An 18,932-nucleotide genomic window follows, 5' to 3' on the forward strand; every position below is an offset into this window, starting at 1 on the left:
GAGACGTCCCTCAGTGGCCGATATCCTCATGCCACAGTTCCGGGTGCGTAGCGATAAACGACCGCATCAGTTCGCGGCAGCCCGGGTCCTGCACCACATCCACCTGAATGCCGTGCCCGCGCAGCCAGTCCTCCTCACCGAGAAAGGACTCATTCTCGCCAATGATCACGTGCGGAATACCGTAGAGAACGATGGCCCCGCTGCACATCGCGCAGGGCGACAGCGTCGTGTAGAGCGTGCACTCGCGGTATACCTGCGCGGGCTGTCGCCCGGCGTTCTCCAGCGCATCCATCTCGGCATGCAGGATGGCACTGCCCTGCTGCACGCGCCGATTGTGCCCGCGCCCGATCACCTCGCCACGGTGCACCAGCACCGACCCGATGGGGATTCCGGCCTCGCCCAGCCCCTCGCGCGCCTCGTCCAGCGCCATTTCCAGGAACGGATCCATCGTCGTCATCCAGCCACCTCCTCCTGCAGGACAGCCACCGACGATAGACGAAGTGGCCGCGCGACACCGAATTCGCTCGGGGGACGGAGTGTCGTCAGGGCCGGAAACTCAGACGTGGGCGCTGAAGTCGCCGCGGCGGGGCTGGCCGAGGAGGTAGAGGAAATCCGCCTCGCGCAGGTGCACGAGGGATTCGTGGTCGCCGGCCTCGAGATACACGTCGCGCTGCTCCAGCAGGCTTTCGTCCACCAGGGTCTCCAGCCCGAAGGCCGGCCCCAGGGCGGGGATGGCGCCGCGTTCGCAGTCGGCAAACACGCGGGCCACCTCGTCCTCGGTGGCCAGGCCCACATGCTCGCCCAGCAGCCGGTGCAGGCGTCCCAGTTTCACGCGGCGCGTGGCCGGCACGATGGCCAGGCGGTACTGCCCGTCCTCCTCGACCAGCAGCACCGCCTTGGCCACGGCGTCACCCGGCACATGGGCCGCTTCGGCCGTGCGGCTGGCCGAGTCGGAGTGCGGATGGTGCACGATCTGGTAGGTCACCGCATGCTCGTCGAGAAAGTTGTTCAGGGTCCTGGAAATACTCATGGCGCGCCCTCCGGCAAGGCCTTAACCCGACTATAGACCCCACCGGCAACGCCGGCGGCTGCGCCCGACACCTGCGCCGGTACAATCGCACCCATGACCGCATTCTCCGTCCTCGACCTGGCCCCGATCTCCGCCGATGGCGACGCCGGCCGGGCGCTGCACAACACCCTGGATCTGGCGCGCCACGCCGAGACGCTGGGCTTCCGGCGCTACTGGCTGGCGGAGCACCACAACATGCCCGGCATCGCGAGCGCCGCCACCGCCGTCGTGATCGGCCAGGTCGCGGCCGCCACCGAACAGATCCGGGTGGGTGCCGGCGGCATCATGCTGCCGAACCATGCACCCCTGGTGGTCGCCGAACAGTTCGGCACCCTGAACGCCCTGTACCCCGGCCGCATCGACCTGGGACTGAGCCGGGCACCCGGGACCGATCCGACCACGGCCCGCGCCCTGCGCCGTGCCCCGGACATCGACCCCGAGGAATTCCCCCGGGACGTCGCCGAGGTGCTCGGCTACCTGGACGATCCGCAGCCCGACCAGGTGATCCGCGCCATCCCCGGCGCCGGCCAGCAGGTGCCCGTCTGGATCCTGGGTTCCAGCCTGTTCGGCGCCCAGCTGGCGGCCCGCATGGGACTGCCCTACGCATTCGCCTCGCACTTCGCTCCCGGGCAACTGATGGACGCACTGGCGCTGTACCGGAATCAGTTCCGACCGTCCGCATGGCTGGACCGCCCCTACGCGATGCTCGGCTACAACGTGTACGCCGCCGACACCGACGACGCGGCCCGAACCCTGGCCAGCTCCATGGAACAGGCGTTCATCAGCCTGCGTCGCGGGCGCCCGGAACCGATCCAGCCCCCCGTCGAGGGCTACCGCGAGCGGCTCAACCGCGCCGAACGCGCGATCGTCGAGCAGACCATGGCCTGCTCCGCGATCGGCGCACCGGACACGGTGGAGACCGAGATCCGCCGGTTTCTCGAGCAGACCGGCGCTGACGAACTGATCGTCACCACCTCCACCTTCGATCACGCGGCGCGACGGCGCTCGCTGGAACTGACCGCGGCGGTACGCGACCGGCTCGCCGGGGACGCTCGCTAAGACGCGGTTCACCCGATTGGGACGAGTGCCCTATGCTTGGAACAAGGGGGCCGGCCAGGCCACGGGAATTCCGGACAAGGGGAACACATGCGGGTCAAGGTTCACGGCGTCACCATCGAATGCACCACCGGCGACATCGCCGCGCAACGCGACATGGATGCGGTGGTCAACGCCGCCAATGCCTGGCTGCGTCCGGGCGGTGGTGTGGCCGGAGCCATCCACCGTGCCGCCGGCCCGGGGCTGGAGCGTGAATGCCAGCCGCTGGCACCGATCGAACCGGGTCAGGCCGTTCTGACCGACGGCCACAACCTGCCCAACCGCTTCGTGATCCACTGCCTCGGGCCGGTCTACGGGCATGACGAGCCGGCCAGCCGACTGCTGGCCGACTGCTACCGCAATGCCCTGCTCCGGGCGGAAGAGGCCGGGGTCTACGGCATCGCCTTTCCGGCCTTGTCCACCGGGGCGTTCGGCTATCCCGTCGAGGAGGCCGCCCGGATCGCTCTGCAGACGGTCATTGGCGCCACCCCGCGTCTGGACGCCGTCGGCCACATCCGCTTCGTCCTGCACACCGAGGCCGATCGCGAGATCCACGCGCAGATCCTGGAAGAGCTGACGGCATGACCGGCGCCGGGCACGCAACCGCCCCGTACACCCCTGGCCTGGCGCTGTTCACGGACCTCTACGAACTCACCATGCTTCAGGCCTACTACGAGGAGAACCTGCACGAACCCGCAGTCTTCAGCCTGTTCGTGCGCCGCCTGCCGCAGCGCCGCAACTATCTGCTGGCCTGCGGGCTGGACACCGTCCTGCAACAGCTCGAAGACCTGCGCTTCGAATTGTCGGATCTCGACTATCTGGCCGGCCTCGACCGCTTCTCCGACCGGTTCCTGCGCTGGCTGGAGGCCTTCCGTTTCACCGGGTCGGTCCGCGCCGTGCCCGAGGGCACCCCGGTGTTCGCCAACGAACCGATCCTGGAGGTCACCGCGCCGCTCCCCGAGGCCCAGCTGATCGAGACCCTGGTGATGAACCAGACCCACCTGCAGACGGTACAGGCGAGCAAGGCCGCGCGCCTGGTGACCGCGGCCGGGGAGCGGCAGGTCGTGGACTTCGGCGCCCGCCGCATGCACGGGCTGGACGCCGCCCTGAAGGGCGCGCGCGCCTTCCATATCGCCGGCGTCGCCAGCACCTCCAATGTCCTGGCGGGCAAGCGCTACGGTGTGCCGGTGAGCGGCACCATGGCCCACAGCTACATCCAGGCGCACGAGGACGAAGCCGAGGCCTTCGCCGCCTTTGCCCGCCTCTATCCGGACACGGTGCTGCTGGTGGACACCTACGACACCCTCGAAGGCGTGCGCCGTGTCATCCAGCTCGGCCATGAACGGGGCGAGGCCTTCCGCGTTCGGGCCATCCGCCTGGACTCCGGTGATCTCGGAACACTGGCCCGCCAAGCCCGGGCGATGCTGGACGACGCCGGACTGCAGCAGGTCGGGATCTTCGCCAGCGGCGGCCTCGACGAACACGCGATCGCCGAGTTGCTGGCACGGGACACACCCATCGACGCCTTCGGCGTCGGCACCAGCATGGGCATCTCCACCGACGTGCCGGACCTGGATATCGCCTACAAGCTGGCCGAGTACGCCGGAGAAGGCCGCCTCAAGCTCTCCAGCGGCAAACCCATCCTGCCGGGCGCCAAGCAGATCTTCCGACGCCAGGAAGGCGGCCGGTTCGCGGGCGACATCATTGCCCGCCACAACGAAAGCCAGCCCGGGGAACCATTACTGCGGCCGGTGATGCACGAGGGCCAGCGTCTGCCCGCGCATCCTCGCGACCTGGACACGCTGCGTGACCACGCGCGGGAACAGCGGGCGCAACTGCCCCCCGCGATCCGCGCCATCGAGCCCGCGGAGACACCCTACCCCGTGTCCGTCAGCCCGGCGCTACAGGCACACCAGGATGCGGTCACCCGCGCCATACGCGCCCGGCACGCCACATCCGGCCAGCGGCAACACCAAGGGGGAGTCTCATGACGGACGATCCACGCCACCAGCTTCAGACGGGGGACGCCCTGCTGGTCGTCGACGTACAGAACGACTTCTGCCCCGGCGGGGCCCTGGCCATTGATCACGGCGACACCGTCATCCCGGTGCTCAACCGCTGGCTTGAGGCCGCGGACGCGCTGGGACTGCCGGTCTATGCCTCCCGCGACTGGCACCCGGCCGGCCACCCGAGCTTCCGGGAACAGGGCGGCCCCTGGCCTCCACACTGTCTGCAGGACTCGCCCGGGGCCCGGTTCCATGCGGACCTCGCGCTGCCTGCCGGCGTTATCAAGGTCACGAAGGGAACGCGCTTCGACCATGACCAGTACTCCGCGTTCGACCAGACCGGCCTGGCCGAAGAACTGCGGAAACGGGGCGTGACGCGGATCTGGCTGGGCGGGCTGGCCCTCGACGTCTGCGTGGCGGCAACAGCCGTGGACGCGCGCAACAACGGCTTTGACGTCCACCTGATCCCGCATGCCGCGCTGCCCGTTACGCCGGAGGGCGGCGCGGAGGCCCGAAAAAAGATGAAAGCCGCCGGCGTGGAGATCGCGGCGTATGCCTGAACCGAACAAGATGCCGGTCCAGCTGATCACCGTGGACGAGGTGGTCCGGGCGGCCGACGACCTGGCACACCAGGTCCTGGACAGCGGCTTCCAGCCGGACTGCATCGTGGCGATTGCCCGCGGCGGCTTCATGCCGGCGCGTTTTCTCTGCGACTTCCTCCGCGTGCACAAGCTGCTGAGCCTGAAGGTGGAACACTACACCTCGGGGGCCCGCGAGAAACAGCAGGCAGCGGTCACCATCCCGCTCGCCGGCGACGTGCGCGGCGAACGGGTCCTGCTGGTGGACGACGTCAACGACTCCGGGGACACCCTGGCGACCGCCCGCCCGCACCTGGAGGGCTTCCAGCCCGCCGCGGTACGTACCGCGGTGCTGCACGAAAAGGCCGGAACGTCCTGTCGCGCCGATTTCCACAGCCAGGCGGTACAGGAGTGGCGCTGGATCCTCTATCCCTGGGCGGTCATCGAGGATGTCGGCCAGTTTGCCCGCGAGATGGACCCGGCCCCGAACAGCCCCGCCGACCTGCACGCCCGCCTGCAGCAGGACTACGGCCTCGCGCTGAGCACCGCCGAGCTGGATCGCGTGATCCGCTACAACCGGCTCGACTACTGAGTGCGCGCGCGAACGGGGCCGCAGCTCCGCCCATCCCCTCGTCATTGCGAGGCCCCGCAGGGGCCACGGCAATCGTTTGGAGAGGCCCCCGGATCCACCCGGCCACCGGGGCCAGCACGGAGATCGCCACGGCGCCGCGCGCCTCGCGATGACAGTGGGGTTCCTGCGCCGTGGCGCGCCCCGCAGCAAAAGCCGCCGCCACCGAGTGCCCTTTCAGCACCTCGGGCTTGGCATCCCACGCCGCGCGAAGGATCATACGCCCTGGCGTCCGCGCGGACGGACCCCCTGATCGCAACCCATCCAGCATCGAGACCGCCCATGTCGTATCTCAAGGATTTCCCCAGCCCGGAAGGCTACTTCGGCGAATTCGGCGGCGCGTTCCTGCCACCGGAACTGGAACCGCATTTCGCCGAGATCAATCACGCCTACCGCACCCTGGCGCGCTCGGGCGACTTCCTGAACGAGCTGCGCTACATCCGCAAGCACTATCAGGGTCGCCCGACGCCGGTGTACTACGCCCACAACCTGAGCCGCTCGGTAGGTGCGCATATCTACCTCAAGCGTGAGGATCTGAATCACTCCGGCGCGCACAAGCTGAACCACTGCATGGGCGAGGCGCTGCTCGCCAAGCACATGGGCAAGAAGAAGCTGATCGCCGAGACCGGCGCCGGACAGCACGGCGTGGCCCTGGCCACCGCGGCGGCCTACTTCGGCATGGAGTGCGAGATTCACATGGGCGAGATCGACATCGCCAAGGAGGCCCCCAACGTCACCCGCATGAAGCTGATGGGGGCCCAGGTGGTGCCCGTCTCCTTCGGCGGCCGCTCGCTGAAGGAGGCCGTGGATTCGGCCTTCCAGTCCTACCTGTCGCAGGCGGACGAGGCCCTGTTCGCGATCGGTTCCGTGGTCGGGCCGCACCCGTTCCCGCTGATGGTGCGCAATTTCCAGTCGGTGGTGGGCATCGAGGCGCGCGAACAGTACCTGGAGATGAGCGGTGGCGAGCTTCCGGACCACGTGGTCGCCTGCGTCGGCGGCGGTTCCAACGCCATGGGCATGTTCGCCGGCTTCATCGAGGACGAACAGGTGCAGCTGAACGGCGTGGAACCGCTGGGGCGCGGCACCAAGCTCGGCGAGCACTCCGCCACCATGACCTATGGCAAGCCGGGCATGATCCACGGCTTCAAGTGCATGCTGCTGGCCGACGAGGAAGGCAACCCGGCGCCGGTGCACTCGATCGCCTCCGGGCTGGACTATCCCGGCGTCGGCCCGGAACACTCCTACCTGAAGACCACCGAACGCGTCGCCTACCACGCAATCAACGACGACGAGACCCTGGACGCCTTCTACCAGCTATCGCGGACCGAAGGGATCATCCCGGCGCTGGAAAGCGCGCATGCCGTCGCCTGGGCCATGAAACACGGACGCGAGAACCCGGGCACGACCATCCTGGCCAACCTCTCCGGACGCGGCGACAAGGACATCGACTACGTCGCCCGCGAATTCGGCCACGGATAGCCCCTGCCACGCGGGGAACAGACTACCCGGGCGGGCACGCCCCGCCCCGGCCCGCCGGAACTTCACACCCGGTCCGGGCGGTCTCAGCCTTGCAGGCATGCGCAAAAGGGAGGGCACGCGAATGGCGGGCGGATGGGCAAAGGACGGAGCGGAGCAGGAGCAGATCGACCACACGGTGGAGGATGCCCTGCAGCGCGTGCGCAGCGAACTCCCGGCCGGTGAAAGCCTGCTCGAATGCGAGGAATGCGGCGCGCGGATTCCCGAGGGACGGCGCCAGGCCCTGCCGGGCGTGCGCCTGTGCATCACCTGCCAGGAGGCGCAGGACGCCGAGCACCACGCGACCAGCCCCTACAACCGCCGCGCCTCCAAGGACAGCCAGCTGCGCTGAGGCCCCTAGGGAGACGCTGATTGAATCGCACGTCCGCGTTGGTGCCCCCCGGTTCTTCGAGACAAAGCGTTCCGAGACAAGGCGCGTCGTGCAGCGGGTAGTGGTTCTACCCGCCCGTTTTTGATGGATTCGGGGCGCAACACAGGATCGGGCCATATTCATTCAGAATCGGGGGGCACCAACCCCACAAGCCATAGAAAGCGGGGGCTCGGCCGCCCGTTGTTGATCGAAAACGGGCGCGCGCACGGCGTTGCGGCTCCCTTGTGCAGAATGACTGCACGGCAGTCACCGCGCCTTGTTCGCACGCAAAAGCGACTCGAGCGCGGACGCGCGATTCAATCAGCGTCTCCCTAGAGGTATTTCATCCGCGCCCGCAGGGCATCCGGGTCGGATACGACGTCCTGCAGGCTGGCGCCGTCGTCGCGGCTCCCCACCACCAGGCCCTTGCCCGACACCGGGATCACGTTGTCGATCTGGAAACGCCCGGTCGTCCCCCGCAGGAAGCACTCCTCGTCGAAGAACAGGCGGTCACCATCGGGACCGATCTCGTCGGACTCGAGCGTATCGAAACCGATCAGCCGCGCGATATCCTCGCGCCCTTCCACCTCCACCGCCTCGATCGTCTGCTTCTCCGGGTCGATCAGCAAGGCCTTCATGCACATCTCCTCTGCACCATGGATTGATCCCGCGTCCTACCGTACCGGCTGGGGCCGCACGGGGCCACCGCATTGGCCGCCGTCTGCCCCCTATACTCGCAGGAGGTGCCCCGACGGAGGCTGACCATGACCCATACGGCCTATATCTCGCACCCCGACTGCCTGCTGCACGATCCAGGCCCGACCCACCCGGAGCGCCCCGGCCGCCTGCACGCGATCCGCAATGCCCTGCTCGACGAAGGCCTGCTGGAAGGCCTGATCCTGCTGGACGCGCCCCCGGCCACCGACGCGCAACTCGAGCGGGTCCACAGCCCGGCGCATGTCGCACGCATACGGGCCAGCGCCCCGGCTCCCGGGCAGCAGACGATGCTGGACGCGGACACCGTCATGAGCAAAGGCTCGCTGACGGCCGCCCTGCACGCGGCCGGGGCCGGAGTCGCGGGCGTGCGGGCCGTGATGGAGGGGGAGGCCGACCATGTCTTCTGCGCCGTCCGCCCGCCCGGCCATCACGCCGAACGCGAGCGGGCCATGGGCTTTTGTCTGTTCAACAACATCGCGGTGGCGGCCGCCCACGCGCTGGCGCGCTACGGCCTCGCGCGCGTGGCGATCGCGGACTTCGACGTCCACCACGGGAACGGGACCGAGGACATCTTCCGTGATGACCCCCGGGTGCTCTACTGCTCTTCCTTCCAGCATCCGTTCTACCCGGGCACGCCGCTGGCCGAACGCGAGCATCTGATCCACACGCCCCTGGCCGCCGGCACCGACGGCGCAACCTTTCGCGCCGCGATCGAACGCGACTGGCTGCCCGCGCTGGACCGCTTTCAGCCGGAGCTGGTGCTGGTCTCGGCCGGCTTCGACGGCCACCGGGACGATCACCTGGCCGGACTCCACCTGGCGGAAGACGACTTCGCCTGGATTTCGCGCACCCTGGTCGATGTCGCCGTGCGACACGCTGGCGGGCGCCTGGTCTCCATGCTGGAGGGTGGATACGACTTCCCGTCGCTCGGGCGCAGCGCGGCCGCCCATGTCCGCGCCCTCTGCGAGCTGTCGCGCCGCTGAGGCGCCGGGCCCCTCCCTCACGCCGGTAAAACGCATTCTGGACCGGCCCTTTGCATTTTTATGGTGCAGTGTCTTTACTCGACAGGGTTGCGACGGGCCGACATTCGGCCAAGGCAACATGCCAGAAAAAAGCCAAGGAGGAGACGGTGAGCGAGAATCCGCAGGACCTCGAAAAACAGAAAGAGGCACTGGAAGCCGAATACGACACCGAACACGAGATTGGCGAGCAGAACATCAACCCGCTGGGGCTGGACCTGCACAACCCGGTCTTCGTGGTCAGCGCATTCCTGATCGTCGTATTCGTCATCCTGTCCCTGATCTTTCCGGAACAGGCCAACGAACACCTCGACGCCACGCGCCAGTGGATCGGCCGCACCTTCGACTGGCTGTTCCTGTCGGCCGGCAACATCTTCGTGCTGTTCTGTCTGGCCCTGATCCTGCTGCCGATCGGGCGCATCCGCATTGGCGGCCAGGACGCCAAGCCGGAGTTCTCCGTGATCTCCTGGTTCTCCATGCTGTTTGCCGCCGGCATGGGTATCGGCCTGATGTTCTGGAGCGTGGCCGAGCCCGTCGGCTACTTCACCGAATGGTTCGGCACGCCGCTGGGGATCGAAGGCGGGACCGAGGAATCCCGCCAGGCGGCGCTGGGCGCGACCATGTATCACTGGGGCCTGCACCCCTGGGCGATCTACGCGGTGGTCGGCCTGGCGCTCGCGTTCTTCGCCTACAACAAGGGCCTTCCGCTGACCATCCGTTCGGCCTTCTATCCCCTCCTCGGCGAGCGCGTCTGGGGGCCGATCGGCCACGTGATCGATACCCTGGCCGTACTGGCCACCATGTTCGGCCTGGCCACCTCGCTGGGCCTGGGGGCACAGCAGGCCGCCTCGGGGATGGAGTTCCTGTTCGGCATCGACTCGGGCCTGAATACCCAGGTCGCCATCATCATCGGCGTGACCATCATCGCCCTGCTGTCGATCATGCGCGGCATCCATGGCGGCGTGAAGGTCCTGAGCAACATCAACCTGCTGTTCGCCGCGCTGCTGCTGCTGTTCGTGATGGTGGCCGGAGGCGTCCTGGCGTTCCTGTCCAGCGTCGGCACTACGGTCGGCGGCTACGTGCAGTACATCCTGCCGCTCAGCAACCCGGTCGGGCGCGAGGACGAGACCTTCTACCACGCCTGGACGATCTTCTTCTGGGCCTGGTGGATCTCCTGGTCGCCGTTCGTCGGCATGTTCATCGCGCGCGTCTCCCGCGGGCGCACCGTGCGCCAGTTCGTCACCGCCGTCTTGCTGGTGCCGACCCTGGTCACGGTGATCTGGATGAGCGCCTTCGGCGGCTCCGGCCTGGACCAGGCACGCGAGGGGATCGGCGCCCTGGCCGACGGCATCTCCGACTCGTCGCTGGCGCTGTTCCAGATGCTGGAACACCTGCCGTTCACGGCGATCACCTCGTTCCTGGCCATCGCCCTGGTGCTGGTGTTCTTCATCACCTCGTCGGATTCCGGTTCGCTGGTGATCGATTCCATCACCTCGGGCGGCAAGACCGATGCCCCGCAGTCCCAGCGCCTGTTCTGGGCCACCACCGAGGGCGTGGTCGCCGGTGTCCTGCTGGCGGTTGGCGGGGCCGCGGCCCTCAACGCCCTGCAGGCCGGGGCGGTCAGTACCGGCCTGCCGTTCGTCATCGTGCTGCTGCTGATGTGCATCAGCCTGATGAAGGGGCTGTTCCACGAACTGGCCCTGATCCGCATCGAGGAAGCCAAGACCTGACGACCGCCACGGGCCATCCAGGGCCTTCACTCCACCCCGCGCCCGCCCGTCCGGCGGCGCGGGGTTTTTTCGTGCGGGACAACCGCCCCCGGGATCGGGCATCCTCTCGCGAATGAATCCGTCCACCCTGCCATGAGCCTGCGTAAGGCCATCGCGCGGCACCCATTGCTGGCCGGCCTGGTCTTTCAGGCCGCGCTGATCCCGCTCGCCCTGATCCTGGCCCGCGTTGCCGGGATCCCGCTGGCCGAGCGGATCGAGTGGAGCCTGGACGCCGCCGCCCTGGGCGCCCTCGCCGTACTGCCCATGCTGATCCTGCTGGGCGCGCTCGCCATCAGTGGCTGGGAGCCCTATCGTGCCCTGGCCGATCAGGTGCGGGATTTTGTGCACCAGCTCTTTCGGCACGCCCTGCCCGGTGCCGTGCTGCTGATCTCCATCCTCGCGGGCGTGGGCGAGGAACTGCTGGTGCGGGGTGTGCTGCAGGGGTGGCTGACCGAACGCTGGTCCGCCGAGTGGGCCATCGTCGCCGCCGCGGTGGTCTTTGGATTGGCCCATTCGATCAGCCGCCTGTATTTCGTGTTCGCCACGATGATCGGGCTGTACCTCGGGGTCCTGTACCACCTCACCGGCAACCTGCTGGTGGTCATCGTCACCCACGCCCTGTACGACTGGATCGTGATCCACCTGTACCTGCGTTCACGATCGACAGGATAGGCAGCGAACGCATCAGGCCAGCGCTGTCAATCGCGCGTCCGCAACATCTGCTCCATGAAGTATCCCAGGCGGGCCGGCCGGCCGAGGTAGAACCCCTGCACCAGATCACAGTCCAGGGCCCGCAGACGGGTCAGCGTGTCCTCGTCCTCGACCCCTTCGGCCACGACCGTCAGGCCCAGTTTGTGTCCAAGGCCGACCATGGACTCCACGATGCGCTGATGCGGGGGACTGGCGCTGAGTTCGTGGACAAAGGTCATGTCGATCTTGAGTTCGTCCAGGGGCATGCGCAGCAGCCGCTCCATGGATGAATAGCCGATGCCGAAGTCGTCCATGGAGAGGCGCAGCCCGAGCCCCTTCATGCTGTGCAGGGCGTCGCGCGCGGTGGCATCGTGGCTCTCCATCACCGCCGTCTCGGTCAGTTCGATCGTGACCTGCTCGGGTGGCACGCCCCAGAGGTCCATCGACTGGGCCACCAGGTCCACCACCTCCGGCTCCTGCAGATCATCCGCGGAAAAGTTCACCGACACCCCGACGCCCAGCCCGGCCTGGCGGTATTCGGCGCACTGGCGCAACGCGGTGTTGAAGACCCAGTGGGTCAGGCGCGGCATCAGATCGGTCCCCTCCGCCGCGCGCACCATGGTGTCCGGCCGGATCGCGCCATATTCCGGGTGATCCCAGCGCAGCAGGGCCTCGGCCGATTCCACCCGCCCCGAAGCCAGGGCGATCTGCGGCTGATACTCGAGGTGCAGGGCTCCCTCCTCGATCGCATCGCCCAGCTGCGACCACAGGTCGACACCCTCCAGCATCGTCTCGGCTGCGTCGGGGGCATGCAGGCGCAGGCGGACCCGTTCACGCCGAGCCTTGCGCATCGCCGCACAGGCCTGGGCCAGCAGGGTCGGCGGGGCTACGGCGCGCCCGCCCCGGGACAGGGCCAGTCCGACCCGCGGCCACAGGAGCACCTCGCGCTCGCCGCAGGGAAAAGGCTCGCCCAGCACCCGCAGCATCTTGTGGCCCGCCAGCTCGGCAAATCCGCTGCCGTCCACATGGGGCAGCATGCAGGCGAGCTGGTGGCGTCCCATCATCCCGACGAACCCGCCCGGCAAGGCGGTCGCCAGGGCCTCGCCGGCCTGGCGCAGCAACCGGTCCGTCACGTCATAACCCAGGGCGGCATCAATATCGCCCAGGCCCTCCAGATCGACCACGGCCAGGGCCGGAGAACGCGCACCGCAACCCGCCTGCAGGCGTTCGAGAAAGGCTGGATAGTCCGACAGATTCGACAACATCGCTGGGCTCCGGCATTGCGCCCGCGCGGCGCCTCCAGGAAAAGACTGAATCCGTTCGGTCCGGCCGTGTGCCACGAACGCTGTAGCGGACCAGGAACCACTCACCTGGCACTGGGACGCCGGCCGCCGCTTGTAACCAAACCGGACGTTTTTTCAGTCTTTTCTAGAGATAATAGCGTGCAGGATCGACTCCGTAGGCCCCGGCCGGCAAATCGCGCACGATCTGCCGTTGCGCACCCTCGGATTCCGGGTCCGTCGACCCGAGGTCGAGTTCCAGCGGATCGGGGTAAGGCTGACGCTGCGGATCCAGGATGCGCATGACCCGAGGCATGAAGCGCTGGGTCCGCCGGTGGCTCAGGACGATGGCGACCTCGCCGCTGTCCAGCTCCACAAGACTGCCCACCGGGAACAGACCCACGCAGTGCGTGAACTGGTCGACCAGCGCCGAGTTCAATCCCCAGCGGCCATGCTCGCGCAGTTCCTTGAGCGCCTCGAAGGGCGTTCCCGCCAGGCGCCGATCCGCCAGCAGTTCCTCGTAGGAGTCCACGATCGCCGCCATCCGCGCGCAGGCGCTGATCTCGTTGGCCACCAGCCCCCGCGGATAGCCGCGACCGTCCTCGCGCTCGTGATGCTGAAGGACGATATCGCGGACCTTATCGGGGATGCCGTGGGAGCGCTGCAGGATCTGCTCGCCGTACTCCACGTGCCGCTGCATCTCGCGGCGCTCGTCGGGGGGCAGCCGCTTTCCCCGCTCCAGCAAGGCTCGGGGCAACTGCATCTTGCCCACGTCCATCAACAGCCCGCCCAGCCCCAGGATCGACAGCTCGCCACGGTCCAGCCCCAGGTGCCGTCCCAGTGCCAGCAGATGCACGGACACCCGCAGGGAGTGGTCGTACAGGACATCGCCGGAATCGCGCAGTCGGGCCAGCAGCAAAAGCGCATCGGGATTGCGCTCCACGCTCTCGCGCAGCGCCTCCGAGGCCTCCCGCGCCGCCGCGACGCGCACCCCGGGATTTCGCTCCATCTCGGTCCGGATGCGATCGAGAATGGTACCGGCCGTGGCCCAGGCCTCGCTTGCGGCCGGGAGTTCCTCGTCCACGCTGCACTGATCGCGGTAGACGGTCATCCCCCGAAACTGGGCGGCCTCGGCGCGACCGGGAACGGATTCGGTCAGCGCCGCTTCGCGGGTGGCGGGCGCAAGTCGGGTCAGCGACTCCGGGGCACTCTTCTCCCGGTCCACGAACACGTGGCGACAATGGCGGGCCAGCTCGTCGATGTCCTCCTGCGAGCGGATCAGAATGCCCTCGACCCAGTACGGCGTATCCCGCCACGGGCGGTCGAGCTGGCTTACGTACATGCCAACCCGCAACTCCGCGACGGGAATCTCCTGTTGTATCAATCCCCAGGACATGCCAGGAACACTCCGCTTGCCATCCGGCGCTCTCGTAACTCACACCTTCAGTATTGTTTTCTACACTACCCAGACGCCCCGCCCCAGGCCAGCCCGTTAGTGCGCCGGCCGTGAATCGCTAACGCTCGGCGCCCCGAACCCGTGCACACATCACGATTTTGCGGGACGATGGACCCGCAGCGACGACGATCCCACGCCGGAGTGCCTCATGCCAGCCGACCAGGACACCCTCCTTGGTTCTTCCCGCCAGCCGCTCAAAGCCTCCGGCAAATGGACCGGGATGGCCGGGCTGTCGATCGTGCAGCGAGAGCAGCTCGCCGAGATGGTCGTGCCCCGGGTGATCGAACACCTGGAGCGCTGCCTGGCGACGGCCCGCGACGAATGGAAGGCCGGACGCACCTGGGGCAATGTGACGGGCAATCCCCTCCTGTGGGCGAATGACTTCCGCATGTTCGAGAAGCGCGTGACCCGGGACTTCCAGGACGCCCTGATGGAGGACTTCCGCAGCCACGACTACCCCCCGCAGTACGAGTTCTCGGGGGTCGCGTTCGCGGATCAGGACGACGGTCTCAGCATCCTCGACGACTACCAGTCCACGCGGCGGTCGCTGCGGCACAAGCTGGAAGGCTCGATGCGCGAGAACAACCGCTACTCGCACTACGTGTTCACCCAGGCCGCGCGCGAAAAGAACCGCTTCGAGCATCCCAACTGGGCCCCCTGGTCACCGCTGCACTGGTACGAGCGCCTGATCGAGATTGGCGAGCTGTACTTCGGCAAGACCGAGATGACCCTGGACCTGATGCGCTCCTACCTGGACTGCATGCAGAAGACCGCGGCCCCCACCCTGGCCTTCGTGGTCGAGGCGATCGAACACTGCGGGCTGATCACCGAGACACCGGCCGCCCCCGAGTCCAGCGAAACCCTGCGCCGCAACGCCTCGTGGAAACGCCTCGCCGGCGCACGCGATACCGACGCCTCCGCGGAACCGGACGCCGACCCCGCCACCACGACCTCCGGGTGGCGGCCCTCCACGCGCAAGGCCGAGGCCGACGAACCCGCGCGCATGCCCGACACCGAGGCCGACCCGGCACAGTGGGCCGCCTGGGCCTCGAACATGGTGCAGTCCCCGGTGTTTCGCCCGGTCGAAGGTGATGGCGGCGGGCAAGCGGCGGGCTCCGCGGGCTCCGGCAACGCGGCCCCGATGACGGCCTTCGTCATGCCCTCCGATCAGCCGGACCCGCGCGCCTCGCTGATGCCGTTCATCCACGACCTGCTGCAGGGGCTGTTCGACCACATCTTCCGCGAGGTGGGGTTCAACCCGGCCGTGCGCGCCGAGATCGGCGAGATGCAGTACCCGCTGGCCACCGCCGTCATCCGGGATCTCGGCTTTTTCCGCGACCGCTCGCACCCCTTGCGCCTGTGGATCGGGAGCCTGATCAACGTCGCCATACGCATCAATCCGGAGTCGGAGCCCGACGGCGAGGACGTCGAGCGCTACCTGGGCTGCATCCGGCGTTCGATCGAATACTTGCGCAACGAGGCCGACCGCCTCGACCGCGACAGCGCCGAGGTGCTGATGAACCAGTTCCTCGAGAGCGTGGAGAACGAGGACGCCCTCTGGCATGCCCGCCAGATCACCCAGATCGACCTGCCCAACGCCGAGGAATGGGCCGAGCAGGCCCGGCGCAACCTGGCGCTGGCCGCGCTGGAGACCGGGGCCGATCTCCCGGAGACCGCGGCCGAGGAGATCTTCCAGTCCTGGGAGACCGTGCTGGCCGTGGAGCACGACGCCGGCGAGGCCGGGGAGGCCCTGCATCGCGTGCTGCGCCAGGTCGTGCGCCACATCTGCAACATGGCCACCGCCGCCGAGGTGAATCCGCTGGTGGCCGAGGCGAAGGAACACGCCCGCGCCGCCGGCCTGGGGGACGACCGCATCCGCGACCTGGTGCAGCACCTGGGCAAGGCCCACCTCTACCGCCTGCGGGCCCCGGAGGACGCCGAGCGCTTCGACCCGCGGGCACGGCTGCAGACACGCGAATCCGTGCGCTATGAGGACGACGACCCAACCCTGGAACAGGACCGCGACGACGACCACGTCTTCGCCGCGATCGGGCTCGACATCGGAGACTGGTTCGAATTCTGCGACGACGCCGGCGAAAACCCGCGGCGCCTGGCCCTGATCTGGCGCGGCGACACGACGCGGCGCTTCTTCTTCCTGTCCCTCGACGGCGTGCACGCCCGCCGCCACAGCCTGCAGGGCGTGGCCCAGGAGCTGCGCCAGGGCCGCATGCGCGCGCTGCCGGAGGACAACCCGCTGGACGCCATTATCGAGGCCCCGGGGGGCTGAGCCCCCGCGCAGCCGGATCGGTCAGTCGCGCGCCTGGCGGATCGCCAGGGCCAGCTGGTTGCGCACCGCCTTCAGCGCCCGCAACACGCTCGGGTCCAGCGAAACGCCTTCCGGCAATTCCAGGTAGAGCAATCCCACACACCGATCCCGCACCGCCAGGGGCAGCAACAGGAAGCTGCGCGCATCCAGGGCCTGCCGGAACTCGTCGGGGATATAGCGGCTGATCGATGCCTCGTGGCTGTCGCTGATGACCAGATCCTTCTGCTGCTCCAGGGCGAGGGACAGGATGTCGCCCTTGCCCGCTACGCTCAGGCGCAAGCGACCGGACAGGGTCTCCGCGTCCTGACCAAACGCGGTATGGGCCACCAGGACCCGGTGCTCGCGGTCCGCCAGCATCAGCATGACCCGGCGCAGGCCCAGCGCCTGATACAGCGTCTCGAGCGTCGTCTGGACCAGCGCGTTCAGGTCGAACTCGCCGACCATGCTGTCCAGCATGTCGGTCAGGGCCTCCATCAGCGCCGCGGCCTGAACGGCGGGCTCCTGCCCGGCCCGCGGGAGCGCATCCCCGGCTCCCGGCTCGGGTTCCAGCGCCTCCGCTTCGCCGTCATCAATGCGTACCCCCAGGTTCGCCTTCAGGCGGTTCAGCGGTTCCCGACCTTCCGGCGGCAGCTTGACCACCGCCAGGAAGTGATCCATATGCTCGCGTCCCGAGCGGATCGCCCGCTGCATGCCGCGCGCATCCACGCCCAGGGCATGTTCATAGCGCCGGCGCAGATCGGTCAGCAAAGCCCCCTGCTGGTCGCGCTCGGCGCGGGTGATGCACTGGCCCATCTCGGAGGCCAGGGTCACGATGCGATGCAGGCGCTGATCGGCATCCCGGGCCGCCGGCAGGATGCCGGGCGGAGCGCGCTCTACCGATGCCACCAGCTCGCGCGGGAAATTCCAGTCCTCCAGTACGCTGCGCGCCAGCGCCTCGTAGGAGATCCCCAGCACCTGGCGGGCGGCACTGTCCTCCCCCGTGCCCTGACCCACACGGATGCGGATCTCGTCCGCTTCCTCGGGCAGGTAGTACAGCACCAGCATGCGCCCGATATCGTGGAACAGCGCGCAGACGAAGGCCTGCTCGCTCTCCACCCCGCCAACCTGCTCCGCCAGATCGCGCGCCAGCATAGCGCTGAACAGCGTGCCGACCAGGGCCTCCATCAGGCGACCGGAATGCCGGCCGCCCTTGAGGTTTTCGAACAGCACCAGCCCGAGCGCGGCCGTGCGCACCTGCTCGAAACCAAGCAGCACGATCGCGCGCGACACCGTCCGGATATTGCCGCCGAAGTTGCTGTAAAAGGGCGAGTTGGCCAGTCGCAGCAGCTTCTGGGTGGTGGCGTAATCCTTCAGCACCGCGTTCGACAGCTCCGCCACCGAACGCTTCATGGTGTCATCGGAACACTGGGTAATCTCGCGGATGTGGCTGGAGATCCCGGGAAAATCCGGCTTGCGCCGGATCTTGCGCAGGATGAAATCCTGCGACCCGGCGTCCTGCGAGCCTTCCCCCTCCAGGGCCGCCACCAGTGCCTCGCGAAACTCTCGGGCCGAGGCAAAGCGTTCCGCCGGATCGGGGCGGGTCGCCCGCAGGATCAGGGCATCGAAGCGCTCGTCGCCATTACCGGTACGACCGGATGGTGGCTCCAGCCCCGCCGCCAGCATCGACTGCCGGATCGCCTCCGGATCCTCGCCTCCAAAGGCGCGTTCACCCGTCAGCATCTCGAAGAACAGGGCCCCCAGCGAGAAGACGTCAGAGCGTTCGCTGGCCGCTTCGCCTGCCAGCTGTTCCGGGGCCAGGTAGTAGGGGGTGTCCGGCAGGTGGCTCTCGCCACGGGCCGCGGCGTCGGGCAGCGCCATGCCCAACCCGGTGATGCGTGCATGCCCCTCGGGGTTCACGGTCACGTTGGCCGGCTGCAGGGTCCCGTGCAGGATGCCCTGCTCATGGGCCGCCGCCGCGGCGTCCAGCAGCTCGCGCATCAGGGCCAGGCCACGATCAATCGGCAGCGCGCCCCCGGCCAGGATCCGGTCCAGGGTCTCGCCCTCGACGTACTCGAACACCAGGTAGACGCCCTGGGGGTAGCTCCCCGCCTCGAAGATCGGCGCAATATTCGGATGCCGGAAGCGGCTCAGGCGACGCGCGTCCGCGAGCAGGGCCTGACGGGTGAGGTCGTCGGCGCCCGCCTGGGTCAGCGTGCGAATCGCGACCTGCCGATCCAGTACCGGATCGTGCGCCACGTAGAGCCCGTCGCGGGTACTGGCACCCAGCGTCCGCAGAATGCGGAAGCGTTCAATCTCGGGAACCGCCATGTGCTCAGCCATCCGCCCGAACCCCGACCGCACCCCACCCCTGTCCAGGGCGCCTGCTCGCGCCCGGCATGCTCGGATCCATCCGTATCTCTCCCTAATTTACAGCG

The 18,932-nt window shown here is 68.2% G+C and carries 17 protein-coding genes; 11 read left to right on the plus strand and 6 right to left on the minus strand.

Annotated elements, in window-relative coordinates:
- Positions 1-10 precede the first annotated feature (10 nt).
- Positions 11-448: a nucleoside deaminase gene (locus F793_RS0110235; RefSeq protein ID WP_026280897.1), complete on the minus strand. Its 438-nt coding sequence runs from the start codon at positions 446-448 to the stop codon at positions 11-13.
- A gap of 108 nt (positions 449-556) precedes the next feature.
- Positions 557-1,030, minus strand: a complete 474-nt coding sequence (locus F793_RS0110240) for an aminoacyl-tRNA deacylase (protein WP_018866134.1) — start codon at positions 1,028-1,030, stop codon at positions 557-559.
- Between the two features lie 93 nt (positions 1,031-1,123).
- Between F793_RS0110240 and F793_RS0110245 the strand changes: the two genes are divergently transcribed.
- From F793_RS0110245 to F793_RS0110275, 7 genes are all read left to right on the plus strand, one after another.
- On the plus strand, positions 1,124-2,128 hold the full coding sequence (locus F793_RS0110245) for an LLM class flavin-dependent oxidoreductase (RefSeq protein ID WP_018882629.1): 1,005 nt from the start codon (positions 1,124-1,126) through the stop codon (positions 2,126-2,128).
- 87 nt (positions 2,129-2,215) lie between these two features.
- Positions 2,216-2,749 (plus strand): macro domain-containing protein, encoded by a 534-nt coding sequence (locus F793_RS0110250; RefSeq protein ID WP_018880352.1) that lies wholly within the window; start codon positions 2,216-2,218, stop codon positions 2,747-2,749.
- Positions 2,746-4,155: a nicotinate phosphoribosyltransferase gene (locus F793_RS0110255; protein ID WP_018882630.1), complete on the plus strand. Its 1,410-nt coding sequence runs from the start codon at positions 2,746-2,748 to the stop codon at positions 4,153-4,155. The genes F793_RS0110250 and F793_RS0110255 overlap by 4 nt, the downstream gene beginning before the upstream one ends.
- A complete protein-coding gene (locus F793_RS0110260; protein WP_018877593.1) occupies positions 4,152-4,730 on the plus strand; it encodes an isochorismatase family protein in 579 nt (192 codons plus the stop codon). Before F793_RS0110255 ends, F793_RS0110260 begins: the two co-directional genes overlap by 4 nt.
- Positions 4,723-5,340: a phosphoribosyltransferase gene (locus tag F793_RS0110265; protein ID WP_018877594.1), complete on the plus strand. Its 618-nt coding sequence runs from the start codon at positions 4,723-4,725 to the stop codon at positions 5,338-5,340. Before F793_RS0110260 ends, F793_RS0110265 begins: the two co-directional genes overlap by 8 nt.
- A gap of 318 nt (positions 5,341-5,658) precedes the next feature.
- Positions 5,659-6,855: a tryptophan synthase subunit beta gene (gene trpB, locus F793_RS0110270; protein ID WP_018866128.1), complete on the plus strand. Its 1,197-nt coding sequence runs from the start codon at positions 5,659-5,661 to the stop codon at positions 6,853-6,855.
- Positions 6,856-6,976: 121 nt separating this feature from the next.
- Complete coding sequence (locus tag F793_RS0110275; protein ID WP_018876375.1) at positions 6,977-7,243, plus strand: DksA/TraR family C4-type zinc finger protein; 267 nt, start codon at positions 6,977-6,979, stop codon at positions 7,241-7,243.
- Between the two features lie 350 nt (positions 7,244-7,593).
- On the opposite strand, the gene F793_RS0110280 is transcribed toward F793_RS0110275, so the two are convergent.
- Positions 7,594-7,899 (minus strand): hypothetical protein, encoded by a 306-nt coding sequence (locus F793_RS0110280; RefSeq protein WP_018880018.1) that lies wholly within the window; start codon positions 7,897-7,899, stop codon positions 7,594-7,596.
- 126 nt (positions 7,900-8,025) lie between these two features.
- On the opposite strand from F793_RS0110280, the gene F793_RS0110285 reads away from it, so the two are divergent.
- The 3 genes from F793_RS0110285 to F793_RS0110295 all read left to right on the plus strand — a co-directional run bounded on the left by F793_RS0110285 (position 8,026) and on the right by F793_RS0110295 (position 11,438).
- Positions 8,026-8,961, plus strand: coding sequence for a histone deacetylase family protein (locus F793_RS0110285; RefSeq protein ID WP_018882631.1), 936 nt, complete (start codon positions 8,026-8,028; stop codon positions 8,959-8,961).
- 146 nt (positions 8,962-9,107) lie between these two features.
- On the plus strand, positions 9,108-10,727 hold the full coding sequence (locus tag F793_RS0110290) for a BCCT family transporter (protein WP_018882632.1): 1,620 nt from the start codon (positions 9,108-9,110) through the stop codon (positions 10,725-10,727).
- A 132-nt stretch (positions 10,728-10,859) separates the two neighbouring features.
- Complete coding sequence (locus F793_RS0110295) at positions 10,860-11,438, plus strand: CPBP family intramembrane glutamic endopeptidase (RefSeq protein WP_018866123.1); 579 nt, start codon at positions 10,860-10,862, stop codon at positions 11,436-11,438.
- 26 nt (positions 11,439-11,464) lie between these two features.
- Here the strand turns inward: F793_RS0110295 and F793_RS0110300 are convergent, their stop codons facing one another.
- Both F793_RS0110300 and F793_RS0110305 read right to left on the minus strand, forming a co-directional pair.
- Positions 11,465-12,721: a bifunctional diguanylate cyclase/phosphodiesterase gene (locus tag F793_RS0110300; protein WP_018882633.1), complete on the minus strand. Its 1,257-nt coding sequence runs from the start codon at positions 12,719-12,721 to the stop codon at positions 11,465-11,467.
- A 163-nt stretch (positions 12,722-12,884) separates the two neighbouring features.
- Positions 12,885-14,132, minus strand: coding sequence for an HD-GYP domain-containing protein (locus F793_RS0110305; protein ID WP_051074736.1), 1,248 nt, complete (start codon positions 14,130-14,132; stop codon positions 12,885-12,887).
- 208 nt (positions 14,133-14,340) lie between these two features.
- Here F793_RS0110305 and F793_RS0110310 point away from each other — a divergent pair, with 208 nt between their 5' ends.
- Positions 14,341-16,479, plus strand: a complete 2,139-nt coding sequence (locus F793_RS0110310) for a DUF1631 family protein (RefSeq protein ID WP_018882635.1) — start codon at positions 14,341-14,343, stop codon at positions 16,477-16,479.
- 21 nt (positions 16,480-16,500) lie between these two features.
- Here F793_RS0110310 and F793_RS0110315 read toward each other — a convergent pair whose 3' ends face one another.
- Positions 16,501-18,825, minus strand: a complete 2,325-nt coding sequence (locus tag F793_RS0110315) for an HDOD domain-containing protein (RefSeq protein WP_018882636.1) — start codon at positions 18,823-18,825, stop codon at positions 16,501-16,503.
- Positions 18,826-18,932: the final 107 nt, after the last annotated feature.

It is taken from the genome of Thioalkalivibrio sp. ALE22 (assembly GCF_000381445.1).
In the GTDB taxonomy this organism is placed as follows: Bacteria; Pseudomonadota; Gammaproteobacteria; order Ectothiorhodospirales; family Ectothiorhodospiraceae; genus Thioalkalivibrio.